The following is a 16432-nucleotide window of genomic DNA, read 5'->3' as shown; positions in this document are numbered from 1 at the left end:
TGTGGTTGCGCTCAACAGCTAATACTGAATTGAAATGCATTTTCTGTAGGAGCTGCCGAAGGCTGCGAAGCATTTCTTCCGGTACACCGCGATCGCAGCCTTCGGCAGCTCCTACAGATCTTTTGTTTACTTCGCGACAGCGGTGTCATCCATTTGCCGAGCTTCTGAAATGATGACCTGGCAACCGTTCGTCGAGCTACTTTGTCGTGTTGTGGTCACATTCCTGTCGCGTTCAAGTCGCATGTGAACCCCCTCAAAATCGCCTCTTCCCATGCTTTCCGGCGGCAGGTACAAAGGCGGCACGATCTGAGATTTACGCCTGAGGCAGCAACGGCAGGCAGGCTTTTTCAGCCACTTCATCAGGCCTTCTACATGCAGTCACCCACCCCGCTTCGGCGGGGTTTTCTTTTTCCCTTCTGGAATAGCAATGGAGTATGAGCATGGCCGAGCCAGCGAGCACGGCCGCATCTGTCGTGGTCGCTGGTGCGGCCGGTGCGGGTTTCGCAGGATTATTGACAGGCATCGATACGCTCGCCGCCATCGGGGCATTGGCGGGGGCATTGGTGTTCTTTACCACCACAGAAGAAATGCCGGTCTGGAAACGGATGGTCTTTCTGTTGGTGTCATTCGTAATGGGTTACTTGTTCGCCCCCGCTTTGGTGGACTTCGAGCTCTGGGGGATTCGTCCTTTCAAGTATTCAGGGCCCGCCGCATTCGGGGCATCCGTGCTGGTGGTTACTGTAGCGCTGGCAGCCATCAAACGGCGCGGCAGATTAGAGACCGGGCAGCCTGGAGGTCAGGATGGATAAGCCTTTGATTAGCGCATTGCTCACCCAGGTGACGTTCTGGTTGTGCATGGGCTTGTTTGTTCGGCTCTTTACGTTTCGCCGCAAGGGCGCACGGTTCCGCCGCAACATGAGCTGTCTTGCCTGGCTGGTCATGGTCAGCGCTGGCACGGTGATGGTTTACATCTGCAAAGGCATGCTGGTCATGCCTGTTCAGGCCTGGCCTCTGGTCATGATTCTGGCGGTATTTGTCGGCTCTGTTTACCAGAGCAACGGCAATCTGGCGCAAGTCTGGAAGATCGGGCAATGAGCCCTGTGCCCAGACCGCATTAGCCACCTTTTTACGACCACTGCAAAGCCCCGTCCGCGGGGCTTTGTCGTGTCTGGAGTTCTGAAACTGGAGTTCTGAGATGAACGTAACAACTTTGATTGCACAGATAAGCGAGCGCTGCCCCGGTTTTCAAGGGCGGGTCGCCGGTGGCCTGCAATGGGACAGCGCCCGTACCGATGACCAGCTTGCGATGCCCGCGGCCTATGTCCTGACGGCGGGCGATACCGCTCAGGAATCCACCACCAACGTGGTCCGGCACATCGTTCGTGAGCAATACCTGGTCAACGTGGCGCTGGCTAACCGTGATCAATACGGCCAGGCCGCGACTCAGGAACTTCACAGCATTCGGGTTCAGCTATGGGCAGCTCTGGTGGGTTTTCAGCCTGAAGCTGAAGACGATCCTTTGCAGTACAGCGGCAGCTCGATGTTGCTGATTGACGATAACCGGGTTGCGTACCAATTCCGGTTTTTCACCGAGTTCATGCTGGGCCGCAGTGACCCGGCCGGGGCTCCAGAAACGTGGCAGGAGCAGGTCAACGATGGCCTGCCACTGCTCGAGGGAGTTGATATGGATATCGACTTCATTGACCCCATGGTCGACCAAAACCTGACTGATCGTGGCCCGGATGGCCGCTTCGAATTCAAAACCCGTGAGGATATACCCCAGTGAAACGAGTACATGTGAAACCTGCCGAAGGCCGGGCTGTTCCGGATCCGGCCCGGGGCGGCGAACTGCTGTCCGTCGAGGGCTACGAAGTCCCGCTGACTGCCTACTGGCAGCGACGGATCAATGATGCTGACGTAATCGTGGGTACGGTTTCAGCCCTGCCCAAAGCCAAAGGGAGTGCAGCCAAATGACTGTAGGTTTCAGCCAGATTCCATCCGATCTTCGTGTACCTCTGTTCTACGCCGAGCTTGATAACTCGATGGCCAACAGCGGTTCGTCCAGTCTGCGTCGCCTGATCATTGGTCAGGTCAACGATGATGCAACCAGTGAAGACATCGGCCGCCTGGTGCTGATTTCGCGCAGCACCGAAGCGCGCTCCATCGGCGGCGCCGGTTCGATGTTGTGGGCCATGCACGCCGCGCATCGCAAGATCGATGTTGCGGGCGAAGTCTGGTGCCTGCCACTCAAGATCGAGTCCGGCACCAATGCCCAAGGCAAGGTCACATTGACCGGTACCGCCACGGCTGCCGGTCTGCTCAACCTTTATGTGGGCGGCGTGCGCGTACGTGCCATCGTGCCTGAACTGGCCACTGCTGCCGAAGCAGCCACCGCGTTGCTGAGCGCCATCAATGCGGCCACCGATCTGCCGGTGACCGCTACCGCCGACGCGGGCGTTGTGACCCTGGTCAGCAAGTTCAAAGGTGAGTTGGGCAACGATATCCAGTTGAGCTTCAACCGACTGGGTGCCGCCAATGGCGAGCAACTGCCAGCCGGTCTTGACGTTGTTGTGGCTGCGATGGCCGGTGGTGTGGGTACACCGGAGATGGCCGCCGCGCTAGCCGCACTGGGCGATGAACCGTTCGAGTTCATCAGCCAGCCATGGACCGACGCTGCAACACTGGATTACTGGAAATCCACCATGGATTTCACCTCGGGCCGCTGGTCCTGGGCGAAGCAGATCTACGGTCGGGTCTACAGTGCCAAGCGCGGTACGTTGGGTGCCCTGGTCGCTGCGGGCAAACTGCGTAATGACCCTTCGGTATCCATCGGCGCCATGGAAAAAAGCATTCCGCAGCCGGTATGGGAAGTGGCCGCACAGTTCAGCGCACGTACTGCGGTGTTCATCAGTGCAGACCCTGCATGCCCGACCCAGTCGGGTGAGTTGGGTGCCATCGAACCTGCGGCGGTCAGCGACCGTTTCATGCTGGATGAATACCAGTCGTTGCTGGGCAGCGGCATCGCCACGTTCGAGTATTCGGGCAGCGCGATGCGCATCCAGCGGGCGATCACGACGTATCAGCGTAACGCGTACAACCAGCCGGATGACTCGTACCTGGACAGCGAGCCGCTGCACCAGTCGGCTTATGTACTGCGTTTCCTGCGCACCCGCATCACCAGCAAATACGGTCGCCACAAGCTGGCGAACGACGGCACCAAGTTCGGCCCCGGCCAGCGCATGGTGACCCCGAAGGTGATTCGCGGTGAGCTGATCGCTGCTTATGGTGAGCTGGTGCGTCTGGGGATTGTCGAGAACATCGACGCCTTCAAGGACAACCTGATCGTTGAGCGCGATGCGACCAATCCGAATCGCCTGAACGTGTTGTATCCACCGGATCTGGTTAATCAATTGCGCGTGTTCGCGCTGTTGTATCAGTTCCGTCTGCAGTATTCCGACGCGGCCTGAGCCGCTTAATCAAACGTCATTTCAAGCCCGCCCTGTGCGGGCTTTTTTCGTGGAGATTCACATGGGTCAGAAAGTTGCGGGTACTTGCTACATCAAGGTCGACGGCGAACAGCTGGTTATCACGGGCGCGGTAGAAGTACCGATGTCTCGGGTCAAGCGCGAAACCGTCGTGGTCGGCTACTTCAAGGAAAATGAAGTCACGCCGTTCATCAAGGTCGACGCGATTCGTACCGTCGATTTCCCTCGGGCAAAAATCGAGACCGGCACCAACATGACGGTTACCGCCGAGTTCAACGACGGCACCACTTACGTGCTCAGCGGCGCCTACGCGGTAGATGACATGACCAGCACCAGTGAGGACGGCAAGGTCAGCCTGAAGTTCGAAGGCATTTCGGGGGACTGGCAGTGATGAGCAAAGAGACCTTTACCCTGGCCGTCGCCATCAAGGCGCACGGTCAGGAACTCACCGAACTGCACCTGCGTCGCCCGACGGCTGAAGAATGCCGGGCGATCAAGGTGCTGCCTTACACGCTTTCCGATTCGTCGATGCCGGTGGCGGATATCGAAGCGGCCTGCAAATACATCGCGGTGTGCGCAGCCATTCCGGCGGGGTCAGTCAACCAACTGGATCTGGCGGACCTGAACAGCCTGGTGTGGAAAATCATCGGTTTTTTCCTGCAGAGCGCTTCGGTGGCGTCGCCGACCTGATCGGTGTGGTGTACGACCTCGCTTACTTCTGGAGGTCGGACCCTGAGGTGCTCATGGGAAGACCTGTAGATGTAATTCTGGAAAGCGAGTGGCATGCCTTTCGAATACTCGAAGAGCAACGGGGGAATAATGGTTAATAAACTTCAAGTCGCGATGGTGATCACTGGTATCGACCAGTTGTCGCTCCAGCTCAAAGGCGCGCAGAAAGAAGCATCGACCCTGAGTAAATCCTTGAGCGCCTTGGGCAATATTCCCTTCATGGATACTTTGACCGGCAAGGAGGGGCTGATGAAGCCCTTCGTTGATGGCGCCAAAGCCGCTATTGCCTTTGAAAACTCTATGGCCAGCGTCAGGCGGGTGGTTGATTTTCAGACGCCTGAGCAGTTCAAGGCGATGAGCAAGGATGTGCTGAACCTGTCGGAAAAGCTGCCGGTGTCCGCTGCGGGTATTGCGCAAGTATTTGCGTTGGGCGGGAAATCGGGCATTGCCCGAGAGGAATTGAAAGCGTTCGCCGAAGACGCTTTGAAGATGGGCATTGCGTTCGATCAGACCGGGGAACAGTCCGGTGCAATGATGGCGTCATGGCGCACCGGCTTCAAACTAAACCAGACTGAAGCCATGGCCCTTGCCGATCAGATCGCTCAGTTGGGCCGGGCCGGGGGCGTGGACGCGGGGAAAGTGGCCCGGATCGTCACCGCCGCAGGTTCGTCCGGATTGAGTTCGGGGCAGGCCGCCGCAATGGGCGCTGTATTCGCCAAGGGCGGCGCTTCCGAAGAAGCGGCCGCGAGCAGTATGCGCAATTTTGCGCAAACGCTGAACGCAGGCACTCTCGCAACCGAGGGCCAAAAGCAAGCTTTCAAGGCATTGGGGCTGGACGCGCAAGCGGTGTCTGAAGGCATGTCTGCAGATGCCGAAGGTACGATCAGTCATGTGCTGACCAAGCTGAATGCGCTAAAGAAAGGCAAGCAAAGCGCGATGCTGTCGCAGTTGTTCGGTGATCAATCTGCCGCTCCGCTATTGGCTGATCTAGACACGCTGTCCCGTAACTTCCAGTTGGTTGGCAATAGTCAGCAGTATGCAGGCTCGATACAGGACGCTTATGCCGCCACTGCGCAGACAACCGCCAGTCGGCTGCAGATGATGGATAACCAAACGACACGCTTGGGGATCGCCATTGGCACGGCTTTGTTGCCGCCGGTTAATGATTTCCTCGGCACAATCGGGCCGTTGATCAGTAAGCTCTCGGCGTTTACCGAGGCCAATCCCGGGTTGGTCAGGAGCATCGCCGGGGCGGCAGCGGGCTTTACGCTCCTGCGTTTGGCGGTTGTCGCGGCGACGGTGGCCAGTGCTGTTATGAGCACTGTTATCGGCGCTAATCCCGTGGGGCTCATCGTTCGCGGTATTGCTCTGGCAGCAGGGTTGTTGATTGCCAACTGGTCATCGGTTGCGGCGTTTTTCAAGGCGGTCTGGACAACGATCCAAGCGGTAGCAATGGTGGCATGGGAAGGGATAAAGACCATCTTCTCCTGGTCGCCGTTGGGCGCAATCATTGAGAACTGGGAGCCGTTGAAAGGGTATTTCAGTGCGCTCTGGGAGGTGGTCAAGGCGGTAACGTCCCCGTTCATGAACTTCCTCCGCGGTATTTTTGACTGGCCACCCGTGGCTAAAGTTATCGAAGTCTGGGGGCCTGTTGCCCAGACGCTCGGAGCGATCTGGAGCGGGGTGATGGACCTTGCATCAACGTTTACTGACTCTCTGGCAGGTGTTTTTGACTGGTCTCCGTTGGAGCTGATCAAGAAACACTGGGAACCGGTAGCCACCTGGTTTCATGAGCTTTGGGGAGAAGTGAAAACCATCGTTGAACCCATGATGGCGTTGTTTGGCGGCGGGCTGATCAAAGGCGCCACCGATGAGTTGAGTCATTATGCCGCCGATCAGCGCAAGGCAAACGCAGGCGTCGGCGGCGGCACTGGCCAGTTCCTGAGGACCAACGCCGCCCAGATCGTCCGCGACGAACAAGCCCAACGCAACCTCACACAAGGCGGTGCATCAGCTTCCTCGCTGTTGCGCTCACCTGAGCAAGCCGTTGCACCCGGCAGCCTGATCATGGCCGGGTCGCTCAACCAGCAGGCGGCGGCGAACAACCGCATGAACCTGCAAGGCGCGCTGACCGTGCAGTTCCAGAACGCGCCGCCGGGCACGACCGTCGGTGATTCGCAAACCAATCAGCCAGGCTTCTCGATATCGCCACGAGTGGGCGTACGTAGTCTCTCGCAAGAGTAGCCTCTCGAAATAAAGGACAGCGACATGAGCAAGACTTGGCGGGATGACCTGCAGTCGGCCTCGTTCCGTGGTGTCGGCTTTTGGGTCGACAGTGACAGTACGGTAGTAGGGCGGCGTACGCAGTTGCATGAATATCCCCAGCGTGATCGGCCTTTGGTCGAAGACATGGGGCGTAAAACCCGGGCGATAACCTTCGAGGCTTTTGTCATCGGAGACGATTGCTTTGTGCAGCGCGACAACCTGTTGCATGCACTCGATCAACCCGGCTCAGGGGAGTTGATTCACCCTTGGTTCGGGCGCATGACCGTGACTGCAACTGAGGGTTGTCAGGTCAAACAGGCACGGGCGGAAGGCGGCATCGCCAGATTCTCTCTTTCGTTCGTGGAAGCCGGTGAAAAAGGCTACCCCGTTGGTGTGGCCAATACGGCCAGGCTGCTCGAAATGGAAAATCAGAGCTTTCTGGATTCGGCATTGGCCCGATACAAGAGCGCAATGGTAATGGTCAATAGAGCGCGGATCAGCATGACGGCGCTGCAAAACGGCGTTGCCGGAGTGCAGTTGGCGATTCAACGCGAGTTCAGTCAGTTGACCGGCTTTGTCAGTTCGGCGGCTTCGTTGGCGGACACCCTGGCTAACTTTCCGGAAAACCTGTCGACGATGCTGGGCGCGCAATTCTCCAGCATGACCGGCGAGTTTGACCGCTTCAAAACTTCGCAACGCCAGGCCATGACCAAGGTGGAAACTGCACTGGGGCTGGCGAGTCAGGCAACCGCTTCAGGAGGCGCGGCGACGGTCGCAACCGTGACCGCGACTCGTGAACTGGTGCGCGATGTGGTACTGGCCGATGCCATCCGTCTGGCCTCGGCGATGCCAGTGGTTGCGGCACCTGCGGCGTTGCCGGGGGGGCCCGGTCTTGAGCAGCAGGTGGCAACGCCGGTGACACGTCCAGAAGTACCGGTGGCGTCTGACGTGACGCAGTTGCGTGACGCCCTGAATGATGTGCTTTGGCAAGCAGCATTGGTGGCCGATCACGAGCACTTCGAGCGCATTGAAGCGGTTCGCAAACGCATGAGGGAACACCTGACCGCCGTTGCGCGTTCCGGGGTAAACCTCGTGGATATGACGCCCAAAGAATCGGTGCCCGCTGTGGTGCTGGCTTTCCGGCTGTTTGCAGACGCCACTCGCGGCGATGAAATCGTCGCGCGTAACAGCATTTCTCATCCAGGATTTTTGCCAGCGGCGACCCTTCAAGTCGCTCAGGAGTAACCCATGGACGCGCAAAATATCGTCACGCTCAGCGTCGACGGTACGGATTACCGTGGCTGGAAAACAGTCAGTATCACTGCTGGTATTGAGCAGCAGGCGCGCACTTTCACGTTGGGCGTGTCCTGGCGCTGGCCGGGCAAGGACATGGACGTTGAGGTCAAGCAAGGCGCCCATTGTGAAGTTCGCATTGGCGCGGATCTCGTGCTGACGGGGCACGTTTATTCGACCCCGGTCAGCTACGACGCCAACAGCGTGACCCGCTCGATTGCCGGGCGGTCGCTGACGGCGGATCTGGTGGATTGCTCGGTAACAGGGTCTGTTACTCAGTGGAATAAGCAGAGCGTGCAGGACATTGTTCAGGCGCTGGCCGAACCCTATGGGATCAAAGTGCTCAGTGAGGTGACACAGACTGCCAAACTCGAAAGCCACCACAGTACACCCGGCGAAACGGTGTTCGAGTCCATCGACAAGTTACTCACGCTTTCCCGGCTGTTTTCCACCGATGACGGCGAGGGGCATTTAGTGATTGCTGCTCCCGGTAGCCGCGGTCGGGCGGTTGACCGTCTGGAACTGGGGAAGAACATTCTCACTGGCTCTGCGCAACTGGACTACTCCTCTGTATTTTCTGAATACCGGGTGACTGGCCAGCGCAAGCGGGAGGACAAAGAACCCGCCAGTGCAGCAGCTCAGGTCGAGGCCTTTTCCTTCGACGATATACGGCCCCGCAAGCGCCTGAAGCACATCCATGAACAGAACCAACTGACCCAGAAACTCGCTCAATCTCGTGCCGACTGGGAACGCGCCAGTCGCAAGGGCAAAGCGCTGACCCGCACCTACAAGATTCAGGGCTGGCGGCAATCGAACGGTGACCTGTGGCGGGAAAACATGATCGTGCGCATCGTCGACCCTTTGATCGGCGAGGATCAGGACATGCTGATCAGCCAGATCCAGTACAACCTCGGGGAAAGCGGCACCACTGCAGACCTTACGGTCGCGCCCATCGAGGCGTTTCTGCCTGAGCCCAAAGGCTTGAGCAAAGCCACGTAAACCATCGTTCACCCACTTTATTACCTACTGGAAGCCTTCGACATGAGAGAGCTGCTGAACACGCTCGTCCGCGGAGTCGTCAATCTGGTCAACCCGTCCGGGGCGATTCAGTCCCTGCAAATGACCTTGACCGCGAACGAAGTGAAGGACGGTCTCGAGCACTTCGAGCCGTACGGCTACACCTCCAACCCGCATCCCGGCGCGGAGGGCCTGACCGCTTTTATCGGCGGCGACCGATCACACGGCGTGGTGATCTGTGTTTCAGATCGCCGCTTTCGTTTGACCGGTCTGAAGAGTGGCGAAGTGGCGCTGCACACCGATGAGGGGGATTTCATCCACTTCAAACGCAATCGTGTCATCGAGTTGCAGACCCTGACTTTGCAGATCAATGCCACGGACTCCGTGGCTGTGCAAACCACAAATTTCAGCGTCAAGGCCAGTGGCGGAGTGAACTTCGACACGCCATTGATCAGCACCACCGGGCGGATCGAGTCGTCGGGTGATCAGGTCGCTGCGGGCGTGAGCCTGGTGACACACGTGCATGAAGGCTCGGACAAAAAACCAGTACCGGGAGGCTAGCCATGAGCGTGATCAATGAAGCAACTACAGAGCTGGCCTGGCGCCGTGCGGCAATTATCAGCCTGCTGACATGGCGGCGGGCCGGGGTGGACGACAAGCTCGATGACCCGGAGCGCTACGGCTGGTGGGGCGACAGTTTTCCTTCGGTCACCGATGACCAGATCGGCTCACGGTTGTACCTGCTGCGTCGCCGCACCCTCACCGCGCAGACCGAACGCGATGCCCAGGATTACGCCCGTGAAGCACTGCAATGGATGCTCGATGACGGCCGGGTTTCGGCCGTCCTGATCGACATCACACGGGGTGCCGAGCGGCTCGACATGCGGGTGAGGCTGGCCTTGATGGGCGGCGCCACGGTGGAAATTTATCTCGATAATTTATGGCTGGTGATCAATGCCGTTTAAAACTCCTTCTCTACCTGAACTCATCAGTCGTGCCCGCAGCGATCTGGCCGGTTCGAGCGCGCTGCTGCGCTCTGACGCCGAGGTGCTGGCGCGCATCAACGGTGCTGCATCCTATGGTCGCTACGGGCATCAACACTACATCGCCGCACAGATCCTGCCCGACACCGCCGATGAAGAAAACCTGCTGCGCATGGCACGGCTGCGGCTCAGGCGCAGCTATCTGCCCGCAGTGAGTTCAGCGGGCACTGCCAGTTTCACCGGTGTGGCGGGCGCGGTGCTGGATGCCGGGACATTGCTGCAACGTGAAGGCGATGGTGCGCTGTTCAAAGTGTCGCTGTCGGTCACGCTGACGGGGTTGAGCGGTTCAGTAAAACTCGAAGCCGTCGTGCCAGGCATTCTGGGCAACACCCCTGCATCGATGCGTTTGACCTCTGTTTCGCCAGTCGCCGGTGTCGCCGATACCTTCGTGGTGCTTGAGCCCGGTCTGACCGGCGGCACCGAGCAGGAAAGCCTCGAAGCACTGCGAGCCAAAGTCATGCGTTCGTATGCGGTGGTGCCCCATGGTGGTAATCAGAGTGACTACGTGACCTGGGCGCTGGAAGTGCCCGGCGTTACTCGGGCCTGGGTGCGCAGGCATTGGATGGGGCCGGGCACGGTCGGCTTGTTCGTGGTGCGAGACGGCGATATCGATCCGATCCCCAACGCCGAACAGTTGCAGCGCGTCTATGAGTACATCGAGTCGATGCGCCCGGTGACTGCAGAAGTACGAGTGTTGGCGCCGGTCGAGTTGCCGATCCAGTACGAAATCAAACTGACGCCCGACAGCGGGGCGATTCGCGCTGCTGTGGAAGAGGCGCTGATTGACCTGCACAGCCGCGAAGCCGATCTCGGCGTTGTGCTGCTCGGCAGCCACATCGCCGAAGCCATCAGCGGCGCGGCAGGCGAAAAGGATCACACCCTTTTTGCGCCACTCGGCAATGTGCAACCCGGCGCCAATGAGCTGCCCACTTTTGGAGGCATCTTATGGCGATAAGAACAGCCGCTGCGTATTACGCCCAGCTCAAGGCACTGCTGCCGCAGGGGCCAGCGTGGGATGCAGAACGGGTGCCGGAAATCCATCAACTGCTCGAAGCCGGGTCCCTCGAGCTGGCCCGCGAAGACCTGCGTCTTTCCGACCTGTTGGGTGAAAGCGATCCAAACCGGGTACGCGAACTTGTCCCGGACTGGGAGCAAGTCATGGGTTTGCCCGACCCATGCCTGGGCGTGAATCCCACCTTCGAAGACCGGCAACTGGCCGTCAGGCGTCGCCTTACAGAAATGGGCGGGCAATCGCCCGCGTTCTTCGTGCAGCTGGCGATCTCGGTGGGGTATCTGCAAGCCTCGGTAACTGAACATCGCGCTCCACGTTTCGGTGCTGCCCGCTTTGACCAGACTCATTTTGGTACCTGGTCCGCGCAGTTCATGTGGACGTTGAATACAGGCCCGCGGCGACGTTTGGGGCGTCGTTTTGCAGCAAGTTACTGGGGGGAGCGATTTGGGATTAACCCCAGTGGTGCACTTGAGTGCGTCATCCGCCGCGCAGCGCCAGCGCATGCGCTTGAATTTATAAATTACGGGGTAAATGAATAATGGATTTTCCAAAAAGTGTACCGAATGTCGGCTTGGTAAGCGGCAAGTTTGTAGATGAGAACACGATGACCGGGCAAATTGGCTCATTAATACCGGCGGCGTGGGGGAACGCGTTAACCGAAGAGATTTTGAACACTATCATTGCGGCGGGACTGGTACCCAATGAGGCAACCAACACCCAGCTTCTGGCTGCTATCAGATCTCTGCAAACAGGTGCTTTCCTGTCGAGCCTTGGTACTGGCGGTACGGGAGAAAATGACTACGTCAAAGTTCCATTCCGGGACAAGTCCGCTGGGGTCATGAGGTTCCTCATCATCAACTGGGGCTCTGCAAATGTCGGTGGCGGTACCTCCGTTGCCGTTACGTTTGCTGCCGCTTACACCATCGGTTGCCGAATTGCCTTTCCAGTGGATGGCGGTAGCGCAGGCCGCACCGTAGCTGTGGGCGGGCGGACGAACACCGGCGCGACGTTCGCGTTCTCTTCTTCTGTTAATACTATTTTCTGGATGGCCGTAGGGGTTTAGGTATGACTAACGTATTTTTCAGTGCCAGTACTCTCGGATTTTACCCAGCGGAAGATCAGGCTTTGTATGAAGAGGCTGGCTCTTGGCCGACCGATGCCAAGCTGCTGGTTGACCCTTTGGCAACCCTGTACTGGAAAGTCAGCGCGCCGCCCGGCAAACAGTTAGGTGCAAATAGCGCTGGTGAGCCGGTCTGGGTCGATCCGCCTGCTCCTTCACCTGAAGAGGTTCTAATCACCAATTCCTCGGAGCGCGACCGCTTACTTGGGATCGCTACTCTGGCCATTGCTCCTTTACAGGATGCTTTGGATCTTGAGGATGCAAAGGATGAGGATATTGCCTTGCTGAAGAGCTGGAAACAGTATCGAGTCGCAGTAAACCGGGTGTTGCTCAACAATCCGTTACCTGTCTGGCCGGAACAACCCTGAGTCTTCCCATTTAGTAAAGCTGACCTGCCCTGAGCAGGTATTTTTTTGTCTGGAGGAAGCACTATGGCGTTCTCTGAAAAAGACCGCGACACCCTCGCCCGCACACTCTGGGGTGAGGCTCGCGGTGAAGGCTTGGCGGGGATGATCGCCGTTGGCTGGACCATCCGTAACCGGGTGGAAATGGATTTGCACGACGACGGCAAACCGGACTGGTGGGGGGAGGGCTATGAAGGGGTATGCCGTGCGCCTTATCAGTTCAGTTGCTGGAATCGCAACGACCCGAATTACCCCTTCCTGAGCGACAGGAAACCTATTCCTGTCGCGCAGTTCGCGCTGGCTTCGCAGGCTGCTTCGGCGGTCATCGTGGGCGAGCAATCTGATCCAACCGGTGGCGCGACTCATTACTACGCCACCAGCATGCCAAAGGCTCCGGCCTGGGCGTCAATGGCCAGGCGGACACTCAAACTGGGTCGTCATATTTTCTTCAAGGATGTGCCATGAGCGCGCTTTTCAAATGGATTCCCCTAACGGACTGGATAGTCCTGGCGCTGCTGATCTCCAGTGCCTATCTGGCTGTACGGCTGGACAACGTAACGACCGACCGCAACGTCGTTGCGCTTGAGCGTGATGCCGGACGAGAGAAGGTTCGCCAACTCACCGCTGCCAATGAATCACGCAAGAAAACCCAGAAACTGCTGCTCGATCTGGACACCCGTCATACTCAGGAACAGGCCCGTGCCGATGAAAAAAATGATGCCATGCTTACTGCTGTCGCTAATGGTGCTCAGCGGGTGTACGTCAACGCCCGTTGCCCCGCAGTGCGAACCGCCACCCGCGCCACCGGCCAGCCTGATGAAGAAAGTCGAGCCCAACTTGACCCGGCGGTTGCAGAAAGAATTCTCCATACCGGCGTCGACGGAGATGACGCCATCCGCCAATTGAGTGCGTTGCAGGAGTACGTTGAGACGGTCTGTCTGGGGCGGGCCGGTTAATTGATCCTTTTGCCTTTGCATGCCGGGTTCGTCCCTAGTGTTCGCACCGCAATTCCTTAAGTGCCGCAGCCGCAAGAAAACTAGAGCGTGATGCATAGCGGTGATCGTTCTTCACGCGATCATCAATGCGCATCAACAAATTTTCCGGGAGGGTTGCGTTGAATCGGACCGCTTTGCCGAAATAGGGCGTCACGTCGAACTCAACTACTGCCCATATCCCGCCTGCGTAATCCGGATTTGCGATATGCACCCTGTGTATCACCTGACATACAGCCCTCCCGAATGAATTCGGTCCTACCGAGGCTGTCCAGAAAGAGCGCATGAATGCTGGATGGGGTAGGAGCGAACTTGTTCGCGAAGGGTATACATCCGCACCCTGTGTATCACCTGAAATACAGCCCTCCCGAATGAATTCGGTCCTACCGAGGCTGGCCAGAAAGAGCGCATGAATGCTGGATGGGGTAGGAGCGAGCTTGTTCGCGAAGGGTACATCCGCACCCTGTGTATCACCTGGCATACAGCCCTCCCGAATGAATTCGGTCCTACCGAGGCTGGCCAGAAAGAGCGCGTGAATGCTGGATGGGGTAGGAGCGAACTTGTTCGCGAAGGGTACATCCGCACCCTGTGTATCGCCTGAAATACAGCTAGGCATCTCACCCCGTAGGGCTCACATCGTAAACTCGGTGAGCTCCTGCAGGATTGAGTTCAACTCAAAACCCATCAGCCTTTGATAAACGCCAGCAGATCTTCGTTGATCACTTCAGGGTGGGTCGTGCACATCCCGTGCGGATAGCCTTTGTAGACTTTCAGTGTGCCGTTTTTCACCAGCTTGATGGCCAGTTCGGCCGAGTCGGCAATCGGCACGATCTGGTCGTCATCGCCGTGCAGGATCAGCACAGGCACGGTGATTTTTTTCAGGTCTTCGGTGAAGTCGGTTTCCGAGAAGGCCTTGATGCAGTCGTAATGGGCTTTGGCGCCGCCCATCATCCCTTGGCGCCACCAGTTGTCTTTGATGCCTTCGGAGACTTTGGCGCCGTCGCGGTTGTAGCCGTAGAACGGGATCGGCACTTCCTTGTAGAACTGGGCACGATTGGCTGCCAGGGCTGCGCGGAAGCCGTCGAACACGTCTATCGGCAGACCGCCCGGATTCTTCTCTGACTTGACCATGATCGGTGGCACCGCGCCGATCAAGACTGCTTTGGCCACGCGGCCAGCACCGTGTTGCGCAACGTAGCGAGCGACTTCACCGCCGCCTGTGGAGTGGCCGATGTGCACGGCGTCCTTGAGTTTCAGGTGGGTCACCAGCGCAGATACGTCGGCGGCGTAGGTGTCCATTTCGTTGCCTTTAGCGGTCTGGGTTGAGCGGCCATGACCACGACGGTCGTGAGCGATCACGCGATAGCCCTTGGACACGAAGAACAGCATCTGCGCGTCCCAGTCATCGGAACTGAGCGGCCAGCCGTGGTGGAAAACGATGGGCTGACCGGTGCCCCAGTCCTTGTAGAAAATTTCAGTACCGTCGCTGGTCGTGAAACTTGTCATGTCGTTATGTCCTTTTCCAGTAGGGGCTGAAGTTGCCGCTTGAGCGGCGCTATTGCTGCCCAACGCCATTGCCGAGAGTGAGCCTACGGCCAGCGCTGTGGCGCCAACTTTGAGCACTTGCCTGCGTGAACTCGTTGGGGAATCGGCTTGGGTGTTGTGAGTATCAGACACATAACCTCCAGCTCTCGGCATTGCACGAGAGTCAGCTAAAGACGTTAGCTCAACGCGTGAGCATTAACAGAGTCAGTTACGAATGCCTGGAAGAATCCGACGGCTCATTTCGCATTCGCGGCTGCCTCAATGGTGTGTACTGATGGTTTCGGATTGGGCCCACGACCCCATGGGGAGCGCATTTACGGGGCTGGGGGCATCCGTTGCCATGAGTGTTCTAGTCGTTGAGTTGACCGCGTATTGCGAAATACCGATGTAACGTATGTGCTGTTGTCTGCTGCACCGGTGCGCCAGCAAGATGCTGGATTGCAACGCAGTACTAGCGCAGCGAACATCTGCCAGGCTTTATTGCTTAAGTCTCCATAGCAGTTGATCCCGCAACCTTCCACTGTTTAAGCGTTCCAAGCGTCGCAGGGGGCATGGCCTCATCGGTTCCCGGACAATCAGCGATTCGCATCCAGCAAGGAGTGCACATGAATTTCTTCAAGAAACTTTTTGGTTCACAGAAAAAACCAGAGCCGGAGGTCGTTCAACCTGCCGGGCAATCCGCTGAGCCAACTGATCCTGAGACTTTCGACGACCCTGTTGAGACCGAAGCCGACATTGCGAATCAGGCTGCTCGTTTAGCGAGTGAGGAGTGTCTTGATCGTCACTGGGCATCTGTCGGCATCGTCGAAAAAGATGTCATTGCCCACATTATCAGCCCCAGCTTCACAGGCGGACCGTATTGGCCTTCAACCCGTCAGGCTTATCGAATCGTTCGGCGCGACGACGCCATCATTCTGGCCACGGAAGGTCTGTCAGATCCGTTTGATGATGCTGAAGAGGCGGGCAATGGTTTCGAGATGGAGCTGTTTCTGGAGACCTCTGATATTCCCGAACAGGCACGCGGCGTGTTGGGAGACGTTGACCCTTTCAAGCGCAGTTGGGTGTTTGAAGTGATCCAGACTGTTGCGGCAACAGTAGCCAATGCTGGCGGCGTTACTCACCAGTTGGACCAATACGGCGTGCTCTCGCTGGAGTTGCCTGGGGTCAGCCTCTCACATCACATCGGTGATCAGGTGCCCAAGCATTTTGTGACCGAAGACGATGCGGTAGGTGTTCTGCTGGGCGGCCCTGAACCGGATTTCAACACCCGTCTGGATGACATGCCACTTTCCCCCGTTCGTTTGGTGCCGGTGGTTTTAATCACCGCCTCGGAGCTTGAATACGTGCGTTCAGGCGGCGGTAAAGCGCGTCTGGATCTTGTGGGCCGGTTGAATGCCGCAGGTATTGGGCATAAGAGCAGTCTTTATCGTGAAAGCGTGGTGTGAAACTGACGATGCTGGCTGCGCCTGTAACAACTATCTGATTTGTAATGCTTGTCTGCAGGAGCTCACGAGCATCGCGAGGCAG

20 protein-coding genes and 1 pseudogene are annotated in these 16432 nt (G+C 57.9%); 19 read left to right on the top strand and 2 right to left on the bottom strand.

What is annotated here, in order from left to right; translation table 11 throughout:
- Positions 1-440 precede the first annotated feature (440 nt).
- The 18 genes from H8S59_RS20730 to H8S59_RS20645 all read left to right on the top strand — a co-directional run bounded on the left by H8S59_RS20730 (position 441) and on the right by H8S59_RS20645 (position 13324).
- Positions 441-809: a putative holin gene (locus H8S59_RS20730; protein ID WP_187522647.1), complete on the top strand. Its 369-nt coding sequence runs from the start codon at positions 441-443 to the stop codon at positions 807-809.
- Complete coding sequence (locus H8S59_RS20725) at positions 802-1095, top strand: phage holin family protein (protein ID WP_238599512.1); 294 nt, start codon at positions 802-804, stop codon at positions 1093-1095. Before H8S59_RS20730 ends, H8S59_RS20725 begins: the two co-directional genes overlap by 8 nt.
- Before the next feature lie 100 nt (positions 1096-1195).
- On the top strand, positions 1196-1786 hold the full coding sequence (locus tag H8S59_RS20720; protein ID WP_187522646.1) for a phage tail terminator protein: 591 nt from the start codon (positions 1196-1198) through the stop codon (positions 1784-1786).
- Positions 1783-1974 carry a DUF2635 domain-containing protein gene (locus H8S59_RS20715; protein ID WP_122396262.1) on the top strand — a complete coding sequence of 64 codons (192 nt, stop codon included), beginning with the start codon at positions 1783-1785 and terminating at the stop codon, positions 1972-1974. The genes H8S59_RS20720 and H8S59_RS20715 overlap by 4 nt, the downstream gene beginning before the upstream one ends.
- Positions 1971-3467 carry a phage tail sheath C-terminal domain-containing protein gene (locus H8S59_RS20710; protein WP_187522645.1) on the top strand — a complete coding sequence of 499 codons (1497 nt, stop codon included), beginning with the start codon at positions 1971-1973 and terminating at the stop codon, positions 3465-3467. The genes H8S59_RS20715 and H8S59_RS20710 overlap by 4 nt, the downstream gene beginning before the upstream one ends.
- A 61-nt stretch (positions 3468-3528) precedes the next feature.
- Positions 3529-3876: a phage tail tube protein gene (locus H8S59_RS20705; protein WP_087264743.1), complete on the top strand. Its 348-nt coding sequence runs from the start codon at positions 3529-3531 to the stop codon at positions 3874-3876.
- Positions 3876-4175: a phage tail assembly protein gene (locus tag H8S59_RS20700; protein WP_087264742.1), complete on the top strand. Its 300-nt coding sequence runs from the start codon at positions 3876-3878 to the stop codon at positions 4173-4175. The genes H8S59_RS20705 and H8S59_RS20700 overlap by 1 nt, the downstream gene beginning before the upstream one ends.
- Positions 4176-4304: 129 nt before the next feature.
- A complete protein-coding gene (locus tag H8S59_RS20695) occupies positions 4305-6458 on the top strand; it encodes a phage tail tape measure protein (protein ID WP_187522644.1) in 2154 nt (717 codons plus the stop codon).
- Positions 6459-6482: 24 nt separating this feature from the next.
- Positions 6483-7724, top strand: a complete 1242-nt coding sequence (locus H8S59_RS20690; RefSeq protein WP_187522643.1) for a DNA circularization protein — start codon at positions 6483-6485, stop codon at positions 7722-7724.
- 3 nt (positions 7725-7727) lie between these two features.
- Positions 7728-8771: a phage baseplate assembly protein gene (locus H8S59_RS20685; RefSeq protein WP_187522642.1), complete on the top strand. Its 1044-nt coding sequence runs from the start codon at positions 7728-7730 to the stop codon at positions 8769-8771.
- 42 nt (positions 8772-8813) lie between these two features.
- Positions 8814-9350: a phage baseplate assembly protein V gene (locus H8S59_RS20680; protein ID WP_187522641.1), complete on the top strand. Its 537-nt coding sequence runs from the start codon at positions 8814-8816 to the stop codon at positions 9348-9350.
- Between the two features lie 8 nt (positions 9351-9358).
- Positions 9359-9754 (top strand): phage GP46 family protein, encoded by a 396-nt coding sequence (locus tag H8S59_RS20675; protein WP_425504594.1) that lies wholly within the window; start codon positions 9359-9361, stop codon positions 9752-9754.
- Positions 9744-10787, top strand: coding sequence for a baseplate J/gp47 family protein (locus tag H8S59_RS20670; protein WP_187522639.1), 1044 nt, complete (start codon positions 9744-9746; stop codon positions 10785-10787). Before H8S59_RS20675 ends, H8S59_RS20670 begins: the two co-directional genes overlap by 11 nt.
- Complete coding sequence (locus tag H8S59_RS20665) at positions 10778-11383, top strand: YmfQ family protein (RefSeq protein WP_187522638.1); 606 nt, start codon at positions 10778-10780, stop codon at positions 11381-11383. The genes H8S59_RS20670 and H8S59_RS20665 overlap by 10 nt, the downstream gene beginning before the upstream one ends.
- A complete protein-coding gene (locus tag H8S59_RS27395) occupies positions 11383-11907 on the top strand; it encodes a hypothetical protein (RefSeq protein WP_425504593.1) in 525 nt (174 codons plus the stop codon). Before H8S59_RS20665 ends, H8S59_RS27395 begins: the two co-directional genes overlap by 1 nt.
- A 2-nt stretch (positions 11908-11909) precedes the next feature.
- A complete protein-coding gene (locus tag H8S59_RS20655) occupies positions 11910-12332 on the top strand; it encodes a tail fiber assembly protein (protein ID WP_187522637.1) in 423 nt (140 codons plus the stop codon).
- Positions 12333-12395: 63 nt separating this feature from the next.
- Positions 12396-12833 carry a cell wall hydrolase gene (locus H8S59_RS20650; protein ID WP_187522636.1) on the top strand — a complete coding sequence of 146 codons (438 nt, stop codon included), beginning with the start codon at positions 12396-12398 and terminating at the stop codon, positions 12831-12833.
- Positions 12830-13324: a lysis system i-spanin subunit Rz gene (locus H8S59_RS20645; protein ID WP_187522635.1), complete on the top strand. Its 495-nt coding sequence runs from the start codon at positions 12830-12832 to the stop codon at positions 13322-13324. Before H8S59_RS20650 ends, H8S59_RS20645 begins: the two co-directional genes overlap by 4 nt.
- A 34-nt stretch (positions 13325-13358) precedes the next feature.
- On the opposite strand, the pseudogene H8S59_RS20640 reads toward H8S59_RS20645, so the two are convergent.
- Positions 13359-13574, bottom strand: a pseudogene (locus H8S59_RS20640) (type II toxin-antitoxin system HicB family antitoxin); the annotation flags it as partial.
- Between the two features lie 470 nt (positions 13575-14044).
- On the bottom strand, positions 14045-14866 hold the full coding sequence (locus tag H8S59_RS20635) for an alpha/beta fold hydrolase (RefSeq protein WP_187522634.1): 822 nt from the start codon (positions 14864-14866) through the stop codon (positions 14045-14047).
- 644 nt (positions 14867-15510) lie between these two features.
- On the opposite strand from H8S59_RS20635, the gene H8S59_RS20630 reads away from it, so the two are divergent.
- The gene (locus H8S59_RS20630; RefSeq protein ID WP_187522633.1) at positions 15511-16350 is read left to right on the top strand and encodes a suppressor of fused domain protein; all 840 of its coding nucleotides are present in this window, start codon (positions 15511-15513) and stop codon (positions 16348-16350) included.
- The last annotated feature ends 82 nt before the right edge of the window (positions 16351-16432 follow it).

Origin of the sequence: Pseudomonas folii (assembly GCF_014357575.1) — a bacterium.
Classification (GTDB): Bacteria; Pseudomonadota; Gammaproteobacteria; order Pseudomonadales; family Pseudomonadaceae; genus Aquipseudomonas; species Aquipseudomonas folii.
Note: the sequence above shows the minus strand (reverse complement) of the source record. Positions and strands in the feature narration are given on the sequence as shown.